Here is a 19,594-nt window from a genome sequence, read left to right as displayed (position 1 = left end):
GCCCTGCTACACTCGCACCATCGCAGCGGTATTGCCTCAAATCATCTTAATCGAGAAATTGTGGGTATCAGTCTGTAAAACGCACAGTTCAGGCGGAATTTTGACAAATTATGGAGAAGCAGGGATATGACCAACGCCGCTGATGATTTTGATGCATTATTCGATGAAGTATCTGCGCAAAGTGCGGCCGCTCCCAAGCCCGCGCCTGCCGCAGCGCCCGCGGCCGTGATCGCGGACGACGATTTTGACGCGCTGTTCGACTCCGTGTCGGCCAGCGCCGCCGTGCCGCCAGCGGCCGCGCCAGTCGCCGCCGCGCCGGAAGCGCCACCCGCGGCTGACGCAGGCGTGCCTGGCGAAGCGGCCGATCCTGTCGACCAGTCCGACAAGCCGATGTTCGAACGCCTGGGCGGCATCGTGCGCCTGCTGCATGATTCGCTGCGCGAACTGGGCTACGACAAGGCGTTGACGGAAGCGTCGTCGCAGATCGTCGACGCGCAGGACCGCCTGGAATATGTCGCCACCCTGACGGAACAGGCCGCCAACAAGGTCCTCAATACGCTCGACGAAGGCATGCCGGCGCAAGATGTGCTGTCGAAGAAAGCCAAGGACATGGACAGCCGCTGGAAGGCGCTGTTCGATGGCAAGCTGAGCCTGGAAGAGTTCAAGGCCCTGGCCGGCGATTCGCGCCAGTTCGCGCAAGCCGTTGCCGAGGCAACGGAAGCGGAAAAAGCGCGCTTGCTGGAAATCATGATGGCGCAGGACTTCCAGGACATCACGGGCCAGCTGATCAAAAAAGTGGTCAACATCACCAAGACGGTGGAGCACGAGCTTGCCCAGCTGCTGCGCGACAACGCGCCGGCCGAAGTGCGCGAAAAACTGGCGCAAAAGCCGGTGCCGCTGATGCAGGGCCCGTCCGTGCCGTCGGTGGCGCTGGACCAGGATAATGTAGACGACCTTCTTGCGGATTTGGGATTCTAATGGACGATATGCTCAAGGATTTCGTCGTTGAGGCGATGGATCTTGCGGTTAATGTTGAAGAGCACTTATTGCGCCTCGAGCGTGATCCTGACAACAAGGAAACACTGAATGCCGTGTTTCGTTCCTTCCACACCATCAAGGGTGGCGCCGGCTTCATGGGCTTGCCGGCACTGGTGGCGGCCTGCCATCTGACGGAAAATCTGTTCGATGCCCTGCGTACGGGCGCCGCGCCGGTGACCCCGATCGCCATCGAGGCGGCGCTGCAAGCGTCCGGTTTCGTCGCCGACCAGCTGACGGAACTGGCCAACGGTGCGGCGCCGGAAGCCTTGCCGGCCATGCCGGAAGAGCTGGAACACATTCTGACGAACGCCATCGAAGGCAAGGGCATGGACGCACACGCGCCGGCCGCCGCCGTGGTGGCGGAAGTCGCCGTGGTGGTTGCCGAGGTGGTCGTGGCGGCGCCAGCCGCTGCTGTTTCCACCATCAGCGCCGATGGCCTGGACTGGGAAGGCATGTATAACGCCGTTGTGCCGGCGGGCAGCCAGGTCGCTGCCGCACCGGCCGCCGCCGTCGCCGCTGTGCCTGCCGTCGTGGCCGCCGCGCCTGCCGCTGCCGCCGCCGCCAAGCCGGCCGGCAAGGCATGGGATGGCACGGAACGCCGCGACGAGCGTCCGGAAGTGCGCCATGCCGCGCCCGTCAAGGAAGACAGCATCCGCGTCGACGCCGTCAAGCTCGACGCGCTGCTGGAAGTAGCCGGCGAGTCGGTGCAGGCTGCCAACCAGGCTGCCGTGCTGCTCGAACGCTTGCTGCAATTCAAATTCGAAGGTCAGGCCGCCACCCTGATGGCGACCCTGGCGGAAACCCTGGAACGCGCGTCGCGCTACTCGACGGAACTGCAGCGGGCCACCCTGGCCACGCGCATGCAGCCCGTGGGCCGATTGTTCCAGAAATTCCCGCGCCTGGTGCGCGAACTGGCGAAAGACCTGGGCAAGGATGTCGAGCTGACGATCGAGGGCGCGGAGACGGAAGTCGACCGCGTGGTGGTCGACAGCCTGTACGATCCGCTGGTGCACATGCTGCGCAACTCGCTCGACCATGGTGTCGAATCGCCGGAAGCGCGCCTGGCCGCCGGCAAGCCCGCCAAGTCGTATATTTCGCTGAAAGCCTGGCAGGAAGCGAACAGTGTCATGATCGTGCTGCAGGATGATGGCAAGGGCATGGACCCGGCCTTCCTGCGCAGCAAGGCCCTGCAAAAAGGCTTGATCAGCGAAAACGCGCAATTGAGCAACGACGAATGCTTCCAGCTGGTGTTCCTGCCGGGCTTCTCGACCAAGGAAGTGGCGTCCAGCGTCTCCGGGCGCGGCGTGGGCATGGACGTGGTCAGGACGGCCGTGGAAAAGAACCGCGGCGCCATCCACATCGAGTCGACGCTGGGCAAGGGTACCAAGTTTGCCATCCGCCTGCCGATCGAGCTGTCCATCGTGCCGACCATGCTGGTGTCCACCTCGGGCGCCGCGCTGGCGCTGCCGATGGCGGTGGTGCAACGCGTCGTCGAATTGCCGGAAACCTTCATGGAAGTGGGCGGCGCGCCCGTGCTGAAAGACCAGGGCCGACCATTGCCCGTGCGTTCGCTGGCCGGCGCCCTGGGCTACGAAGCGTGCAGCGAGCGCGTGGGCATTGTTGTCGCCGCGCCACAGCCGTACATTCTCGCCGTGGCAGCCGTCGATGGTACGGCCGACCTGGTGATCAAGCCGATGACGGCCATCACCGTGGAAGGCATTACCGGTACCGCCCGCTCGGCTGAAGGCGAGCTGGTGCTGGTAGTCGGTCTGTCGTTCCTGATGGACGGGTGTAGAGGTAGTGTGCGTTTAGCTGCCTGATTGCACCTGACAAAACCTACTGCGCGTCGGTATAGGCGGCCTGCGATGCTCACCGTACTAGAGTACGGTTGCGCTTCTTAGCCACCTCTCCCTTCCGCTCGCTACGGTTTTCTCAGGCGCCGTAAGTATCGCTGTATTCATGAGAAAGCCCGCTATGTTTAGCGGGCTTTTTTTATGGTGCTAGCGGCGTCAAATGTTATCCGGGCGTAGACTGCCGCCTTCCAGCCAGCGCTGCACGCGCACGATTTCTTGCGCGCGGCCCGCCTCATCCTTTGGTGGCGGCAGGTAGATGTCGGGCATGATGCCGCCCAGGTCCACCTGCAGTTGCGGTAAACGGGCCGAGCGCGAGGTGGCGTATTGCAGCTGGCGCACGCCGGAAGGCAGGGCGTGCAGGCGCAGGTTGGAATAGTCGAGCGCGCCTTCGCTGTTGCGGCCGATCAATTTGACATGAAAACTTTGCCGCGCCGCCAGCAGGAATTCTTCGCAAGAGCTGGCGCAATCGCGGTCCACCAGCACGGCCACGCGCGCGGGGCGGCGCGGCTCCGGCGTGCTCACGCGGGTATAGCTGATGAGATCGCCACTTTCCTGCGGCACATATTCGCCCGGCTTGACCGTACGCATCTGTGACACGGCATCGGCCGCAAAGTCGACGCAGGCCTGGTCGCCGGGTGAGAGCAGCGCGCAGACTCTTTCCTGGCCCTCGATATTGGCCGGCGTGGACAGCCATTCGGCGCCCAGGCTGACCATTTCGTCCGAGCTGATCCATTGCAGCAGCGGCGCATACGTGCTGTCGCTGCCGCCGCCGTTGCGGCGCACGTCGAGGATCCAGTTGGGGCGCGCCGCCAGTGCCGCGTGGTGCGTGTCGAGCAGGGTGGCCACGGCGGCGCGGTAGCGGCCGTGGAAGCTGGGCAGGGTCAGGAGCACAGTCGAGTCTGACAAGATCTGCAGCGCCGGCTCCTTCGACGGTGCGGCCTGGCCCGCTACGCTAGGCTTTGCCGGCGCCGGCTTGGCGACGTCTTGCGCGCTGCCCGGCTTCACGTACAAATGGCCCTTGCGCCACATGCCCACATAGTTTCCCAGGATCGCGTCGCAAGCCTTGTCGTCGGCCGCGTGGGCCGCCGCCGTGGTGGCCGTGGCCAGCGCCCGGTCGAAATACGCCTGGCCCTTTTGCGCCAGGTGGGCGCGTGCGCCCGTATCGTTTTCCAGCAGGAAGGGGGGAATCGCGCGCAAGTCCTGTACGCAGGTTTCTCCTGGCGCGGCGGCGAGCGCATGCGTGTTGGCCAGGGTGAGGGCGGCCAGTGCCCAGAAGTGCAGTTTCATTCAGGTTCCCATCGCTTGTGGGTGCGTGTGCGCACCGGTCATTATTGTCGAAATACAATACACGAAAGATTGAGAAAAATTATCAGTTTCTGGCGGCGCCGTGACTCGTTCGGCAGCTCGCCTGCGGATGGGGCCGGCATGCCGCCAATGTGCCGGTATCGGCAATTTCCAGCTCATATCCAACAGCGTGGCCAAACTTTGTATCGCCAATCCCACGCTTTTGCCTGTTTCGGTTCTGTGTTGGCCAATATATGGCATAATCCTTGTGGATCACCGTATGACTTGGTATCACTTGATCACTTAAACAGGCTGTGGCAACGCTGCATAAATCATGATGAAGACGCTTTACGACAAACTCTGGGAATCCCACGTTGTTCGGGCCGAAGATGATGGCACGACAATTTTGTACATCGACCGGCACCTGCTGCACGAAGTCACCAGCCCGCAAGCCTTCGATGGGCTCAGCGTGGCGGGCCGCCAGCCGTGGCGTATTTCCGCCAACCTGGCCGTGGCCGACCATAATGTGCCCACCACCAGCCGCGTCGACGGCATCGCCGACCCGGTCTCGCGCCTGCAGGTCGAGACGCTGGACAAGAACGCCAAGCACTACGGCTTGACCTACTTCAACATGAACGACAAGCGCCAGGGTATCGTGCATGTGATCGGCCCCGAACAGGGCGCGACCTTGCCCGGCATGACGGTGGTCTGCGGCGACTCGCACACGTCCACGCACGGCGCTTTCGGCGCGCTGGCGCACGGCATCGGCACGTCCGAAGTGGAACACGTGCTGGCCACGCAAACCTTGCTGCAAAAGAAATCCAAATCCATGCTGGTGCAGGTCGACGGCGCTTTGCCGGCCGGCGTGACGGCCAAGGACATCGTGCTGGCCATCATCGGCAAGATCGGCACGGCTGGCGGCACGGGCTACTGTATCGAGTTCGGCGGCTCGGCCATCCGCGCGCTGTCGATGGAAGGACGCATGACGGTGTGCAACATGGCCATCGAGGCTGGCGCGCGCGCCGGCATCATCGGCGTGGATGACACCACCATCAATTACGTCAAGGGCCGTCCGTTTTCGCCGGCCGGTCCGCACTGGGAACGCGCCGTGGCCTATTGGCGCACCCTGCATTCGGACCCAGGCGCCCGCTTCGACCTGGTCGTCACCCTCAACGCGCAAGAGATCGTGCCGCAAGTGACCTGGGGCACATCGCCCGAGATGGTGGTCGGCGTCGATGGCCGCGTGCCTGATCCTGACCAGGAAAAAGACAGCGTCAAGCGCGATGCGATGGAAAAGGCGCTGGTCTACATGGCCCTGAAACCGAATACCGCCATCGAAGACATCCGCATCGACAAGGTCTTCATCGGTTCCTGCACCAATTCGCGCATCGAGGATTTGCGCGCGGCGGCCGCCGTGGTGCGTGGCAAGTACCGCGCCTCGAACGTCACCCTGGCGCTGGTGGTGCCTGGTTCCGGTCTCGTCAAGGACCAGGCCGAGCGCGAAGGCCTGGATCGCATCTTCAAGGATGCCGGTTTCGAGTGGCGCGAGCCGGGTTGCTCCATGTGCCTGGCCATGAATGCGGACCGATTGGAACCGGGCGAACGCTGCGCCTCGACCTCGAACCGCAACTTCGAAGGCCGGCAAGGGCAGGGCGGCCGTACCCACCTGGTGTCGCCCGCGATGGCGGCGGCGGCGGGTATCGCCGGCCACTTTGTCGACGTGCGGGGCTTGCGATGAGGGCAGGGACCGGCGCCGCTGGCGTACACTAGCGTTTCCGGTCCCTTACTTACTATCAAGAAATCATCATGAAAAAACTCTTCGCCCTCCTCATCGCCACCGTCATCTTGTCCGGCTGCAACACCGTCTCCGGCATCGGCCGCGATGTGCAGAAAGTCGGCCAGGTCGTCACTGGCGCCGGCGGAAAATAAACCGTGACGTGCCGGCGCAGTGCGCCGCCCGTCCTACCGAGTAGAAACAGCATGGATAAATTTACGATTTACGAAGGCCTGGTCGCCCCGCTGGACCGCGCCAACGTCGACACCGACGCGATTATCCCGAAGCAATTCCTGAAGTCGATCCACCGCAGCGGTTTCGGCCCCAACCTGTTCGACGAATGGCGTTATCTGGACCATGGCGAACCGGGTCAGGACAATAGCCGCCGCCCGCTGAACCCCGAGTTCGTGCTCAATGAGGCGCGCTACCAGGGCGCTTCCATCTTGCTGACGCGCAAGAACTTCGGCTGCGGCTCCTCGCGCGAGCACGCGCCGTGGGCGCTCGATCAATATGGTTTCCGCGCCATCATCGCGCCCTCGTTCGCCGACATCTTCTTCAATAACTGCTACAAGAATGGCTTGCTGCCCATCGTGCTGTCGGAAAGCCAGGTCGAGCACCTGTTCAATGAAGTCAAGGCCTTCCCCGGCTACAAACTGGTGGTGGACCTGGAGCAGCAGTGCGTGCGCACCAGCAATGGTTCCGTTTCGTATCCATTCGAGATCGACGCCTTCCGCAAATATTGCCTGATGAATGGCCTCGACGATATCGGCCTGACCCTGCGCCATGCGGACGATATCCGCGCCTTCGAAGAGCGTCATCTCACCAATCAGCCCTGGCTCGCCAACGTCATCTAATCGATAAAAATATGAAAATTGCAATCTTACCCGGCGACGGCATCGGTCCTGAAATCGTCGCGCAAGCCGTCAAGGTCTTGAATGTGCTGGGCGAATCGTTCGAGCTGGAAACGACACCCGTGGGCGGCGCTGGCTATGCGGCCCATGGCCATCCGTTGCCGGAAGGCACCCTGGCGCTGGCAAAAGCGGCCGATGCCGTGCTGTTCGGCGCCGTGGGCGACTACCAGTACGACAAGCTGGAGCGCCAGTTCCGTCCGGAACAGGCGATTCTGGGCTTGCGCAAGAACCTGGGCCTGTTCGCCAACCTGCGTCCGGCCATTTTGTACCCGGAACTGGCAGGTGCTTCGACCCTGAAGCCGGAAGTGGTCTCCGGCCTGGATATCCTGATCATCCGCGAATTGACGGGCGACATTTATTTTGGCCAGCCGCGCGGCTTGCGCGAGTGTCCGGACGGTCCGTTCAAGGGCCAGCGCGAAGGATTTGACACCATGCGCTATGCGGAAGGCGAAATCCGCCGTATCGCCCACGTGGCGTTCCAGGCCGCGCAAAAGCGCGACAAGCGTTTGACCAGCGTGGACAAGGCGAACGTGCTGGAAACGTTCCAGTTCTGGCGCGACATCGTCACCGATGTGCACAAGGAATACCCGGATGTTGCGCTCGATCATATGTATGTCGATAACGCGGCCATGCAGCTGGTGCGGGCGCCGAAAAAATTCGACGTCTTGGTGACTGGCAATATGTTCGGCGACATCTTGTCCGACCAGGCGTCGATGCTGACGGGCTCGATCGGCATGCTGCCGTCCGCTTCGCTCGATGCCAACAACAAGGGCTTGTATGAGCCCTCGCACGGCTCGGCGCCCGATATCGCCGGCAAGGGCATCGCCAATCCGCTGGCGACGATTTTGTCGGCGGCCATGATGCTGCGCTATTCGTTGCACCGCGAAGAACAGGCAAACCGCATCGAAGGTGCTGTGAAGAAAGTATTGGCGCAGGGCTTGCGCACGGCCGACATCCACGAAGCGGGCACCACCTTGGTCGGTACCGAGGCGATGGGCGATGCAGTTGTAAAAGCACTGGGATAAAATAGTCTAATGACGGCAGTCGCCGTCTCATCTTGAGGAATGGTAATGAAATTAGTTGGCTTGGTAGGTTGGCGCGGTATGGTCGGTTCGGTCCTGATGCAACGCATGCAGGAAGAGGGCGATTTCGCCCATATCGAACCGGTGTTTTTCACCACCTCGAACACGGGCGGCGCGGCGCCGGCCATGGCGAAGAATGAAACCATCCTCAAGGATGCCAATAACATCGCCGAACTGTCCAAGTGCGACATCATCATTTCCTGCCAGGGCGGCGACTACACTAGCGCCGTCTTCCCGCAGCTGCGCGCAGCGGGCTGGAATGGCTACTGGATCGATGCGGCCTCGACCTTGCGCATGGAAAAAGACGCCGTCATCGTGCTCGATCCCGTCAACCTGCACGTCATCAAGGATGCGCTGGGCAAGGGCGTCAAGAACTACATCGGCGGCAATTGCACCGTTTCCTGCATGATGATGGGCCTGGGCGGCCTGTTCCAGCACGACCTGATCGACTGGATGACGTCGATGACCTACCAGGCGGCATCGGGCGGCGGCGCGCAGCACATGCGCGAACTGCTGACGCAATTTGGCACCATCAACAGCTCCGTCAAGGCGCTGCTGGAGAACCCCGCTTCCGCCATCCTGGAAATCGACCGCCAGGTGCTGGCCACCCAGCACGGCTATTCCCCGGATGAAATCAAGCAATTCGGTGCGCCGCTGGCCGGCAACCTGATTCCGTGGATCGACAAGGACCTGGGCAACGGCCAGTCGAAGGAAGAGTGGAAGGCGGGCGCGGAAACGAACAAGATCCTCGGTCGCGGCATCGATTTCGGCACCAGGGAAATTCCTGTCGACGGCCTGTGCGTGCGTATCGGCGCCATGCGCTGCCATTCGCAAGCGCTGACCATCAAGCTCAAAAAAGACGTGCCGCTCGATGAAATCAACGACATCATCGCCAGCAACAATCAATGGGTCAAGCTGGTCCCGAACACGCGCGAAGCGTCCGTGCGCGACCTGTCGCCGGCAGCCGTCACGGGCAGCCTGACGATTCCTGTGGGCCGCGTGCGCAAGATGAGCATGGGCGGCGAATACCTGTCCGCCTTCACCGTGGGCGATCAATTGCTGTGGGGCGCGGCCGAGCCGCTGCGCCGCATGCTGCGCATTTTGCTGGACGCGTAACAGCAATAAATCAGCAATCAATTGCTGATGCAGATCAAGCCGGGGCTGTTTTCCCGGCTTTTTTTTCGTCCTGAGCCCGTCAAGGCTCAACCATGCGGAGCTTGCATAGCTCTGGGCATGATGATATGTTGATACCTCTGGAAAAGTAACAGTTTTCCCATGTCAACTAAGATGCCGCCAACTATGCCTGTACATACTCGTCCCCGGGTCGCCTCCCTTGCCATTAAAACACTCAGCAGCGCTGTCGCCTGTGCGGTGTTATTGTCACCGGCGGTATCCGCAGCCGAGCTGGGCAAGATCACGGTGCTATCCGCCGCCGGCCAGCCGCTGCGCGCCGAGGTCGAATTATCGGCAGTCAAGCCAGGCGAGGCAAGCAGCCTGCTGGCCAAGCTGGCGCCGCCGGATGCCTACCGCCAGGCCAACGTGGAATTCAATCCGGCCCTGAACGCGCTGACGTTTGCCGTGGAAAGCCGCAACGGCAAATCCTTCATTCGCATCAGCTCGGCGCAAGCGGTGGCCGAGCCCATGGTGGATTTGCTGCTGGAACTGAGCAGCAAGAGCGGGCGCCAGGTACGCGAATATGCGTTCGTGCTCGACACGCCCGAGGCGCGCCAGACGCGCGGCGCGCAAGTGACGGCCCCGGCCGAACCGGGCCGGGCCGGGCGCAATGTGGAGCCGACGGCGGCGCAAGAGTCACGCAAGAAGCCGGCTGGCGAATACAAGGTCAAGGCGGGCGACACCCTGAGCCGCATCGCCAGCGAACTGAAACCATCGGGCGTTTCGCTCGACATGATGCTCGTCGCCCTGTACCGCGCCAACCCCGATGCCTTCAGAGGCGAGAACATGAACCGCATGCAGGCCGGGCGCATCCTGGCCGTGCCGGGCGCGGACGCCGTGCGCGCCACCGACGCGGCCGAAGCGAAGGGCGTCGTGACGGCGCACGCCATCGATTTCGAAGCCTACCGCAACAAGCTGGCGGGGCAGGTATCGCAAAGCAAGCCGGCCAAGGCGGCGCAGGCGACGCAAAGCACGGCTGGCAAGATCGGCGCGACCAAGGTCCAGGAAAAGCCGACGGCCGTGAGCGAGTCGCAAGACAAGCTGAAACTGTCGAAGGCGGAGCCGGCGGCCAAGTCGGCCGGCAAGAGCGCCATCGCCAGCGAGGAAGACAAGATCGCCAAGGCGAAGCAGGTCGATGAAGCGGCCGCCCGTGTCAAGGAGCTGGAAAAGAACGTCAGCGACCTGGAAAAGTTGATGGCGGTCAAGAGCAAGGCCATGGCAGACAAGAGCGCGCCAGCACCCGCCAAACCGGCCGAGGCCGCTGCCAGCGCGTCGGCAAACTCACCGGCCAGCGCCATCGCCAGCGCGCCAGCCGAAGCCCTGCCTCCCGTACCCAAGGCGAAACCGGTGCCGCTGGTAAAAAAACCATCGCCGCTGGAGCCGACCATCACCGACAAGATCAGCGACCACCTGGGGGCCATCGGCATCGGTCTGGCCGCATTGCTGGCCGCCGTGGCTGCGCTGGTGATCGCGCGCCGCCGCAAGGACGCGCCGCCGGCGCCAGAGAGCGTGGCGCCCGTGCTTGAACCGGAAGCGCCGGTGACGCCGCCATCGGGCCTGGCGCCGGAAGACCAGCAGTCCGAAGCGAGCAACCACCTGTTCGGCACGGGCGCCGCCGCAGCCGGCGTGGCCGCCGCGGCGGGCGCCAGCATGCTTGAAGGCAATGAAACGGACCCCGTCGCCGAAGCGGACGTGTATATCGCCTACGGCCGCGATGGCCAGGCGGAAGATATCCTCAAGGAAGCCTTGCGCATCCACCCCGAGCGCCATGCGGCCCGCCTGAAGTTGCTGGAAATCTATTCGGCCCGCAACGATGTGCGCGCGTTCGAAGACCAGGCTAGCGAGCTGTACAGCCTGACGCGGGGCCAGGGCGAGGAGTGGCCGCAGGCGGCCGCGCTGGGCATGGCGCTCGATCCCACCAATCCCCTGTATGGCGACACGGAAGACGACGCCGTCGTCAGCCTGAGCAAGGGCGCCGGCGACGACTTGCATGGCCAGAGCATGGACTTGCCTGACGAGCCGTCAATGCCGCTGGCCGACCTGGCGCCGGTTGAGCCGGTGTCGTCCGTGGCGGCCCGCGATGCGCGCGATCCCCTCGATTTTGACCTCGACAGCCTCGATTTCGAGCCCGTCTCCACCAGCGACCCGATCGTCATGCCGGGGCCGGACAGCAAGCCGCAGTCCACTACGCAGGAGGCGCAGTATGACGCCAGCATGGATTTCGGCCTCGACCTGGAGCCGCCAGCCGGCCCCGTGAATGGCGTGGGCGCCGGTTTGACACCTTTGCCCGACCCGTTGAAGGATGTGGACCTGGCCCATTTCGACCTCGACGAACCGGTGGCGCCCGCTGCCGCACCGATGGCGGCGACCGAGTCTTCCATCGACAGCCTGTTTGACGATGCGCAAACGCCAGCAACCTTGCCGGAAGCCATACCGCCCGCGCAAGAATTCGACCTGTCCGGCATCGACCTGGACCTCAACGATGGCAAGACGGCCAGTGTGGGTGTGGATGACCCGCTGTCGGCCATCCACATGGAAATGGATACCAAGCTGGACCTGGCGATCGCTTACCAGGAAATCGGCGACAAGGAAGGCGCGCGCGAGCTGATCGATGAGGTCATCAAAGGCGGCAGCGAAGAGCAGGTCGCCAAGGCGAACACAATGAAGGCACTCCTCAGCTAGCAATGCCCGCCGGTGCGGCAGGCTGCCGCGCCGGTATAATGCTTCGATGCAAAATATTACGACAGCAACCCCATTCAAGCGTATCGTCCTCGGCCTGCAGTATGACGGCACGGCCTGGCACGGATACCAGAAACAGGAAGATGGGCAGACGGTGCAGGACCAGCTGGAAAACGCGCTGGAGCAGTTTGCCCGCGTGCGCCTGGCCACCACCTGCGCCGGCCGCACGGACACGGGCGTGCATGCGCTCGAGCAAGTGGTGCATTTCGATACGGAACTGAACCGCGACGTGCACTCGTGGGTGCGCGGCGTCAACGCCTTCCTGCCGAAATCCATCGCCGTGCGCTGGGCCAAGGAACTCGAAGGCGACCCCACCGTCAACGATTTCTTCCACGCCCGCTTCAGCGCGCGCGCGCGTACCTATCATTATGTGTTGTACAACAACGCCACCCGCTCGCCGCTGGTGGAAGGGCGCGCCGGCTTCTTTTTCCGTCCGCTGGACGTGGAACTGATGCGCCAGGCCGTGCAGCCGCTGCTGGGCTGGCACGACTTCACGGCCTTCCGCGCCGCGCAATGCCAGGCCAAGTCGCCCGTCAAGCTGATGCACGACATCCGCATCGAGCGGCGCGGCGATTGCGTCATCTTTACCATCACGGCCAATGCCTTCCTGCACCACATGGTGCGCAACCTGGTCGGCTCGCTCGTCTACATCGGCACGGGACGCGAAAAACCGGACTGGCTCGGGCATCTGCTGGAAAGCAAAGACCGCCACGCTGCCGCGCCCACCTTCATGCCGGACGGCTTGTACCTGGCGCAGATCGATTACGATCCCAAGTGGGAGTTGCCGCAAGACAGCAGCAGCGCCTTGCCCTGGTTCTGACGGTTTACCTTAAGGAATAACATGCCACGCACACGCATCAAGATCTGCGGCCTGACCCGCGTTGAAGACATCCAGGCGGTTGTGGCGGCGGGCGCCGACGCCATCGGCTTCGTGTTTTATCCGAAAAGCCCCCGCTATGTGACGCCCGGGCAGGCGGCGGCCCTGATCGCCGCCATGCCGCCGTACGTGACGACGGTGGGCCTGTTCGTCAACGCCACCGTGGAAGAAGTGCGGGCCACTAGGGCCGTGGCACCCTTGTCTCTGCTGCAATTTCATGGCGACGAGACGCCGGAACACAGCGCGGCGCTGGCCGGCGCCGTCAATACGCCGTTTACGCAAGTGTTCCGCGTCAAACCTGACACCTCCCGTGAAGATTTGCTAGAATACGAACAGCGCTATCGCGCCGCCAGTCCCTTGTTCTCGAGCCTCTTGCTCGATACCTATGTGGATGCGTATGGCGGTGCAGGAAAGGTATTCGATTGGTCCCTCATTCCAGAAGAACTCGCGCCTCGGGTCGTTTTAAGTGGTGGCTTGAGCGTACAAAACGCGACTGACGCAGTGGTGCGCGTGCGCCCTTACGCCGTCGACATCAGCAGTGGTGTCGAAGCGTCCAAGGGTATCAAGGACGCGTCCCGTGTCCGCGCGTTTATCGCCGCGGTGCAGGATGCCGATGCCATCATTGCCAGAGGAAACCACCATGAATGACCACATGAATGACCACAGCGCCGCGCCCGGCGCAGCCGCCGCATTGTTCCACGCCACCGATTACCCATTCCCTGACCTGCGCGGCCACTTCGGCCCGTATGGCGGCGCGTTTGTTGCCGAAACCCTCACGCACGCGCTGGCCGAGCTGAAAGATGCCTATGCCCGCTACAGCGTCGACCCGGAATTCCTCGAAGAATTCCGCTACGAGCTCAAGCATTTCGTCGGCCGTCCGTCGCCCATCTACCACGCCAAGCGCTGGTCCGAGATGGCCGGTGGCGCGCAAATCTATTTCAAGCGCGAAGACTTGAACCACACGGGCGCGCACAAGATCAACAACGTGATCGGCCAGGCCTTGCTGGCCAAACGCATGGGCAAGCCGCGCATCATCGCCGAGACGGGCGCGGGACAGCATGGCGTGGCCACGGCCACCATCTGCGCCCGCTTCGGCCTCGAATGCGTGGTCTACATGGGCAGCGAAGACGTCAAGCGCCAGGCGCAGAACGTGTACCGTATGAAATTGCTGGGCGCCACCGTCGTACCGGTCGAATCCGGCTCCAAGACCTTGAAAGATGCGCTGAACGAAGCCATGCGCGACTGGGTCACCAACATCGAAAACACCTTTTATATCATCGGCACCGTGGCCGGACCCCATCCTTACCCGATGATGGTGCGCGACTTCCAGTCCGTGATCGGCGAGGAATGCCTGGTGCAGATGCCGGAAATGACGGGCCGCCAGCCCGACTATGTGGTGGCCTGCATCGGCGGCGGCTCGAACGCCATGGGCATCTTTTACCCGTATATCGATCAGAAGGATGTCAAACTGATCGGCGTGGAAGCGGCCGGTGAAGGATTGGACACGGGCAAGCACTCGGCTTCGCTGACGGCTGGTTTTCCGGGCGTGCTGCACGGCAACCGCACCTATCTGCTGCAGGATGAAAACGGCCAGATCATCGAGACGCATTCCGTCTCGGCCGGCCTGGACTATCCGGGCGTGGGTCCGGAACATGCCTGGTTGAAAGACTCGGGCCGCGCGCAATACGTGTCCATCACGGACGATGAGGCGCTGCAGGCCTTCCACGACTGCTGCCATATCGAAGGCATCATCCCGGCCCTGGAATCGTCGCACGCGCTGGCCTACGCGGCCAAGCTGGCGGCTACCTTGCCGAAAGACCAGATCGTGCTGGCCAACCTGTCGGGCCGTGGCGACAAGGACATGCATACCGTGGCGGAGCGCATGGGACTCAATTTCTCCTGAGACCCCAATAACGGCTGGGGTCGGACCCTCAGGGTCCGACCCCGGTCTTTGCTCCTGGGTTGAAATTATTTCCTCTATCCATCACCACGAAAGATATCCATGTCCCGTATCGCCACCACCTTTGCCAATTTAAAGTCCAACAACAAGACCGGCCTGGTCACCTTCATCACCGCCGGCGATCCCGGCCCTGACGCCACCGTGCCCTTGATGCACGCGCTCGTCGAGGGCGGCGCCGACATACTGGAACTGGGCGTGCCGTTTTCCGACCCCATGGCCGAAGGCCCCGTCATCCAGCGCGCCTGCGAACGGGCCTTGAAATTCAATGTCGGCATCCACGACGTGTTCGGCTATGTGCGCCAGTTCCGTGTAACGAACCAGACGACGCCCGTGGTGCTGATGGGCTATGCCAATCCCATCGAGCGCATCGGCAGCGCCGCTTTTATTGCGGCAGCGCAAGCGGCCGGCGCCGATGGCGCCATCGTCGTCGACTATCCGCCGGAAGAGTGCGAGGAGTTTGGTGCCGCCATGCGCGAAGCGGGTCTCGACCTGATCTTCCTGCTGGCGCCCACCTCGACCGAAGAGCGCATCGCGCAAGTGGCCAAGGTTGGCGGCGGCTTCAGCTATTACGTGTCGCTGAAAGGTGTGACAGGAGCGGGAAACATTGATACGGAACAGGTGGCGGAACGTCTCGCGGCCATCCGCCAGCATGTAAAATTACCCATCGGCGTGGGCTTCGGCATCCGCGATGGCGCCACGGCCAAGGCCGTTGCCAAGGTGGCCGATGCCGTCGTGATCGGCAGCCGCATCATCCAGGAAATCGAAAATGCCCCGGAAGGGGGTGCCGTGGACGCCGTGCGCAGCTTTACGGCAGGCATCCGCGCCGCTCTGGATGCCTGAGCAAGCTTGCCGTTTACGCAAGATGCGTTGGCGGCAAAGTTCGACAGCCCGGCGATAAACGGCTACACTTCGGCCACTGATTTGCCTGTTATTGTGCAATAGATAAAATTTTTGGTGGCGTCCTGCGGGGTGTCGCCGTTGACCGTCTGCCGGGGGCGTCCACCGACGCTACCCCAACAAGGGCCCAAGGAGAAAATATGAGTTGGTTGGAAAAACTGCTGCCACCGCGCATCCAGCGTTCTGATGCTGCCGCGCGCAAGACCATGCCGGAAGGCCTGTGGGTCAAGTGCCCGTCGTGCGAAGCCGTGCTGTACCGTACGGACCTGGAATCGAATTTGCACGTGTGCCCGAAATGCGACCATCACATGCGCATCCGTGCGCGTGAACGCCTCGACAGCCTGCTCGACGCGGGTGGCCGCTATGAAATTGGCCAGGAAATCCTGCCCGTCGACACCCTGAAGTTCAAGGACAGCAAGAAATACCCGGACCGCCTGAAGTCCGCCATGGAAGCGACGGGCGAGACGGATGCGATGGTCGTCATGGGCGGCGCCATCATGAGCCTGCCAGTCGTCGTGGCGTGCTTCGAATTCGAATTCATGGGCGGCTCCATGGGCTCCGTCGTGGGCGAGCGCTTCGTGCGCGGCGCGCAAATCGCGCTGGAACAGAAAGTGCCGTTCATTTGCATCACCGCCACCGGTGGCGCGCGCATGCAGGAAGGCTTGCTGTCGCTGATGCAGATGGCGAAAACCACGGCCATGCTGACCAAGCTGTCGGAAAAGAAATTGCCATTCATCAGCGTGCTGACCGACCCGACCATGGGCGGCGTGTCCGCCTCGTTCGCCTTCATGGGCGACGTGGTGATCGCCGAGCCGAAAGCGCTGATCGGCTTTGCCGGCCCGCGCGTGATTGAAAACACCGTGCGCGAAAAACTGCCGGAAGGCTTCCAGCGCGCCGAGTTCCTCGTCACCAAGGGCGCCGTCGACATGATCGTCGACCGCCGCAAGATGCGCGAAGAAATCGCCCGTCTGCTGGCTTTGTTGCAGAACCAGGCCGTTGAAGTACTTGCGTAATTGGATTTACCCCAAAACCTGAACTGCCGGGGTCGGACCCGATGGGGAGATTCACTCCAGTGGCGTGAATCTCGATCCCGCAGGGACCGGCCCTCTTCGTTGGTTTACCCGTCTCATTGCCTCGCGCACTCTTTTCAAGAAGTCTCCCATGCCAAACCTCCCCACCACCTTGCCGGACTGGCTCGCCATGCTGGAAACCCGCCATTCGGAAACCCAGATCAACATGGGCCTGGACCGTGTGCAAGCCGTCAAGGCGCGCATGCAACTGGCGTTTACTTGCCCCGTGATCATGGTGGCGGGCACGAATGGCAAAGGGTCCACCTGCGCCATGCTGGAGTCCGTGCTGTTGCGTGCCGGCTACAAAGTGGGGCTGTACATCAAGCCGCACTTTCTCGATTTCAATGAGCGTGCGCGCGTGCTGGGCGAGATGGCCAGCGACGAACAGCTCGTTGCCAGCTTCCATGCCGTCGAAGCCGTGCGCGGCGACACGCCGCTGACGTATTTCGAATTCACCACCCTGGCCATCCTCCATTTGCTGTCGCAAGCCAACTTGGACGTGGCCATCCTGGAAGTGGGTCTGGGCGGGCGTCTCGATGCCGTCAACGTGATCGACGCCGATGTGGCCATCGTCACCAGCGTCGACATCGACCATACGGATTATCTGGGCGACACGCGTGAAGCGATCGGCTTTGAAAAGGCCGGCATCTTCCGTCCGGGCAAGGCGGCCATCTGCAGCGACCCCGTGCCGCCGCAGTCGCTGATCGACCATGCGGCCGCCATCGGCGCCGACCTGTGGCTGATGGGCCGTGATTTCAACTATTCGGGCGACAAGCAGCAGTGGAACTACGGCGGACGCGAGCAGCGCCGCAATTCGCTGGCCTACCCGAGCTTGCGCGGCGCCAACCAGATCCTGAATGCGACGGCCGTGCTGGCCGCGCTGGAAGTGCTGAGGCTGAAACTGCCCGTGGGCGCGCAGGAAGTGCGCACGGGCCTGGTGACAGTGGAATTGCCGGGCCGCTTCCAGGTCTTGCCTGGGCGCCCCAGCGTGATCCTCGACGTGGCGCACAACCCCCACGCTGCCGCGGCGCTGAACCAGAACCTGGGCAACATGGGGTTTCACCCATACACCTATGCCGTGTTCGGTTCCATGCACGACAAGGATATCGATGGCGTGCTGGCCGCGATGAGCGAACACGTCGACCACTGGTGCCTGACGGGCTTGCCTTCGCCGCGCGCGGCCACGGCTTCCGAGCTGGCCGCCAAGGTGCAGATCATGCTGGAAGATAAGCCCGACAGCAGCGAGCATACTGTGTCTATTTTCGATGATCCGGCACAAGCTTTTGCAAATGCAATGAGCCGGGCCGGTGAGAATGATAGAATTGTGGTCTTTGGTTCTTTCCTCACCGTCGCCGGCGTGATGAAGGCCCGAAAATCCTCACTTCACTGAAACGCACTCGACTGAAAATCACGCATGGGCTTGTTCTCGAAACTGTTTAAAAACAAGCAAGAATCCTCTGGCGAAGACAGCGGCTTTTATGTCCCTGGCGAAGCACAGTCGCCGACCCGCAAACGCGCCGCCAACACCTCCGGTGGCGGCGGTTCGCGCCGTGGCGGCAAGGAAGCGCCGGACCCGGTCTTGCCTGAAAAAAAGCGCGCCCGCCGCCGCCTGGTGGGGGCCATCGCCCTGGCCCTGGGCGTGGCTGTCGGCTTGCCGATGCTGCTCGATTCCGAGCCGAAAGCGCCATTCAACGATATCGCCATCGACATCCCATCGAAGGAAAAGGCCGTCGCGCCTGCACCGGCGCCCGTGCCGGCCGTCCCGGCGCAAGCTGCAGCGAATGGCCTGGACCAGTCCGAGGAAATCGTCGATACGCCGCTGCCGCCTGCGGCCAAGCCGACGCCCACACCGGCACCCGTGTTGGCCGCCGCCCAGCCTGCACCGGTCAAGCCAACTTATGTGGAACCGAAACCCGAGCCCAAGCCTGTCAAGATGGAGCCGAAACCGGAACCGAAACACGAAAGCAAGCCCGAGCCGAAACACGAATCCAAGCCCGAACCCAAGCCTGAGCCCAAGCATGAAGTAAAACCGGAAGCCAAGCCCGAACCGAAGCCTGCCAAGCCGGCGCAATCGGCCGACGATGCCGCGCGCGCGCTGGCGATTCTGGAAGGCAAGCCGCAAGAGAAGGTGCAGGACAAGGCGCAAGACAAGGCGCAAGACAAGGCGCACGACGCCGGCAGCGGCAAGTTCGTGGTGCAGGTAGCGGCCCTGGCGACGCAGGACAAGGTCGATGAATTGCAGGACAAGCTGCGCGAAGCGGGCATCAAGTCCTATACGCAGAAAGTCTCCAGCCCGGCGGGCGAGCGCATCCGCGTGCGCGTGGGCCCGTTCGGCAGCCGCGAAGACGCCGAAAAGACCCGCGCCAAGCTGCAAAAGCTGGGCCTGGGCGGCAGTCTGGTGCCGGCGTGATGTTGCAAGGCTGAACGCGCGTGACGATCTTCGATTACCTGGTGCTGTTTGTGCTGGTGACGTCCGTGCTGATCAGCATGATGCGTGGCCTGGTCAAGGAAATACTGTCATTGGTCAGCTGGATCGTGGCTTTCGTCATCGCCAACGCGTATGGCGCCACCCTGGCGAAATTCTTGCCGGAAGCCGTGCCGGGCGAAGCCGTCCGCCTGTTGCTGGCCTTCGTGGTGCTGTTCATCGGCGTGCGCATTTTGATGGGATTGCTGTCCATGACGGTCGACGCACTGGTCAAGGTGACGGGCCTGAGCCTGGCCGACCGCACGCTGGGCAGCCTGTTCGGCGTGGCGCGGGGCCTGGTGATCGTGCTGACCACCGTCATCTTGTGTGGCATGACTTCCTTGCCGCAGCAGTCATTCTGGAAAAATGCGCTGCTCAGCCCGCTCGCGGAGCAGGGCGCGCGTGCCATCAAGCCTTATCTGCCTGCCGCTTACGCGCAGCATGTGAAATTTTGAATTTTTTTAAAATCAGT

At 62.7% G+C, this 19,594-nt stretch carries 17 protein-coding genes; 16 read left to right on the top strand and 1 reads right to left on the bottom strand.

From position 1 onward, the window contains the following. Nucleotides 1–126: 126 nt before the first annotated feature. Complete coding sequence (locus O0882_RS02500) at nt 127–978, top strand: protein phosphatase CheZ (protein ID WP_289945080.1); 852 nt, start codon at nt 127–129, stop codon at nt 976–978. After that, a complete protein-coding gene (locus O0882_RS02495; protein WP_289945079.1) occupies nt 978–2,858 on the top strand; it encodes a chemotaxis protein CheA in 1,881 nt (626 codons plus the stop codon). Before O0882_RS02500 ends, O0882_RS02495 begins: the two co-directional genes overlap by 1 nt. A gap of 189 nt (nt 2,859–3,047) precedes the next feature. Here O0882_RS02495 and O0882_RS02490 read toward each other — a convergent pair whose 3' ends face one another. Beyond that, nucleotides 3,048–4,178 (bottom strand): S41 family peptidase, encoded by a 1,131-nt coding sequence (locus O0882_RS02490; protein ID WP_289945078.1) that lies wholly within the window; start codon nt 4,176–4,178, stop codon nt 3,048–3,050. Nucleotides 4,179–4,509: 331 nt separating this feature from the next. On the opposite strand from O0882_RS02490, the gene leuC reads away from it, so the two are divergent. From leuC to O0882_RS02420, 14 genes are all read left to right on the top strand, one after another. After that, on the top strand, nt 4,510–5,913 hold the full coding sequence (leuC, locus tag O0882_RS02485; RefSeq protein ID WP_289945077.1) for a 3-isopropylmalate dehydratase large subunit: 1,404 nt from the start codon (nt 4,510–4,512) through the stop codon (nt 5,911–5,913). 68 nt (nt 5,914–5,981) lie between these two features. Continuing rightward, complete coding sequence (locus O0882_RS02480; protein WP_010400408.1) at nt 5,982–6,104, top strand: entericidin A/B family lipoprotein; 123 nt, start codon at nt 5,982–5,984, stop codon at nt 6,102–6,104. A 51-nt stretch (nt 6,105–6,155) separates the two neighbouring features. Continuing rightward, nucleotides 6,156–6,803, top strand: coding sequence for a 3-isopropylmalate dehydratase small subunit (gene leuD / locus O0882_RS02475; RefSeq protein WP_071076096.1), 648 nt, complete (start codon nt 6,156–6,158; stop codon nt 6,801–6,803). A gap of 11 nt (nt 6,804–6,814) precedes the next feature. Further along, nucleotides 6,815–7,885 (top strand): 3-isopropylmalate dehydrogenase, encoded by a 1,071-nt coding sequence (gene leuB, locus O0882_RS02470; RefSeq protein WP_289945076.1) that lies wholly within the window; start codon nt 6,815–6,817, stop codon nt 7,883–7,885. Between the two features lie 45 nt (nt 7,886–7,930). Next, the gene (gene asd, locus O0882_RS02465; protein ID WP_289945074.1) at nt 7,931–9,058 is read left to right on the top strand and encodes an aspartate-semialdehyde dehydrogenase; all 1,128 of its coding nucleotides are present in this window, start codon (nt 7,931–7,933) and stop codon (nt 9,056–9,058) included. A 255-nt stretch (nt 9,059–9,313) separates the two neighbouring features. Further along, nucleotides 9,314–11,797, top strand: coding sequence for a FimV/HubP family polar landmark protein (locus O0882_RS02460; protein ID WP_289945072.1), 2,484 nt, complete (start codon nt 9,314–9,316; stop codon nt 11,795–11,797). Nucleotides 11,798–11,843: 46 nt separating this feature from the next. Next, nucleotides 11,844–12,674: a tRNA pseudouridine(38-40) synthase TruA gene (gene truA / locus O0882_RS02455; protein ID WP_071076099.1), complete on the top strand. Its 831-nt coding sequence runs from the start codon at nt 11,844–11,846 to the stop codon at nt 12,672–12,674. A gap of 21 nt (nt 12,675–12,695) precedes the next feature. Further along, a complete protein-coding gene (locus O0882_RS02450) occupies nt 12,696–13,379 on the top strand; it encodes a phosphoribosylanthranilate isomerase (RefSeq protein WP_289945069.1) in 684 nt (227 codons plus the stop codon). Next, the gene (gene trpB, locus O0882_RS02445; protein ID WP_289945067.1) at nt 13,372–14,634 is read left to right on the top strand and encodes a tryptophan synthase subunit beta; all 1,263 of its coding nucleotides are present in this window, start codon (nt 13,372–13,374) and stop codon (nt 14,632–14,634) included. Before O0882_RS02450 ends, trpB begins: the two co-directional genes overlap by 8 nt. A gap of 99 nt (nt 14,635–14,733) precedes the next feature. Then, nucleotides 14,734–15,531 carry a tryptophan synthase subunit alpha gene (trpA, locus tag O0882_RS02440; protein WP_289945065.1) on the top strand — a complete coding sequence of 266 codons (798 nt, stop codon included), beginning with the start codon at nt 14,734–14,736 and terminating at the stop codon, nt 15,529–15,531. A gap of 197 nt (nt 15,532–15,728) precedes the next feature. Next, nucleotides 15,729–16,601 (top strand): acetyl-CoA carboxylase, carboxyltransferase subunit beta, encoded by an 873-nt coding sequence (accD, locus tag O0882_RS02435; RefSeq protein WP_010400390.1) that lies wholly within the window; start codon nt 15,729–15,731, stop codon nt 16,599–16,601. Nucleotides 16,602–16,749: 148 nt separating this feature from the next. Continuing rightward, entirely contained in the window at nt 16,750–18,048 is a 1,299-nt protein-coding gene (gene folC, locus O0882_RS02430; RefSeq protein WP_289945063.1) for a bifunctional tetrahydrofolate synthase/dihydrofolate synthase, read from the top strand. A 24-nt stretch (nt 18,049–18,072) separates the two neighbouring features. Beyond that, the gene (locus tag O0882_RS02425) at nt 18,073–19,068 is read left to right on the top strand and encodes an SPOR domain-containing protein (RefSeq protein WP_289945062.1); all 996 of its coding nucleotides are present in this window, start codon (nt 18,073–18,075) and stop codon (nt 19,066–19,068) included. A 20-nt stretch (nt 19,069–19,088) separates the two neighbouring features. Continuing rightward, nucleotides 19,089–19,577: a CvpA family protein gene (locus O0882_RS02420; protein WP_289945060.1), complete on the top strand. Its 489-nt coding sequence runs from the start codon at nt 19,089–19,091 to the stop codon at nt 19,575–19,577. The last annotated feature ends 17 nt before the right edge of the window (nt 19,578–19,594 follow it).

This window comes from Janthinobacterium sp. SUN073, from assembly GCF_030397665.1.
Classification (GTDB): domain Bacteria; phylum Pseudomonadota; class Gammaproteobacteria; order Burkholderiales; family Burkholderiaceae_D; genus Janthinobacterium.
Note: the sequence above shows the minus strand (reverse complement) of the source record. Positions and strands in the feature narration are given on the sequence as shown.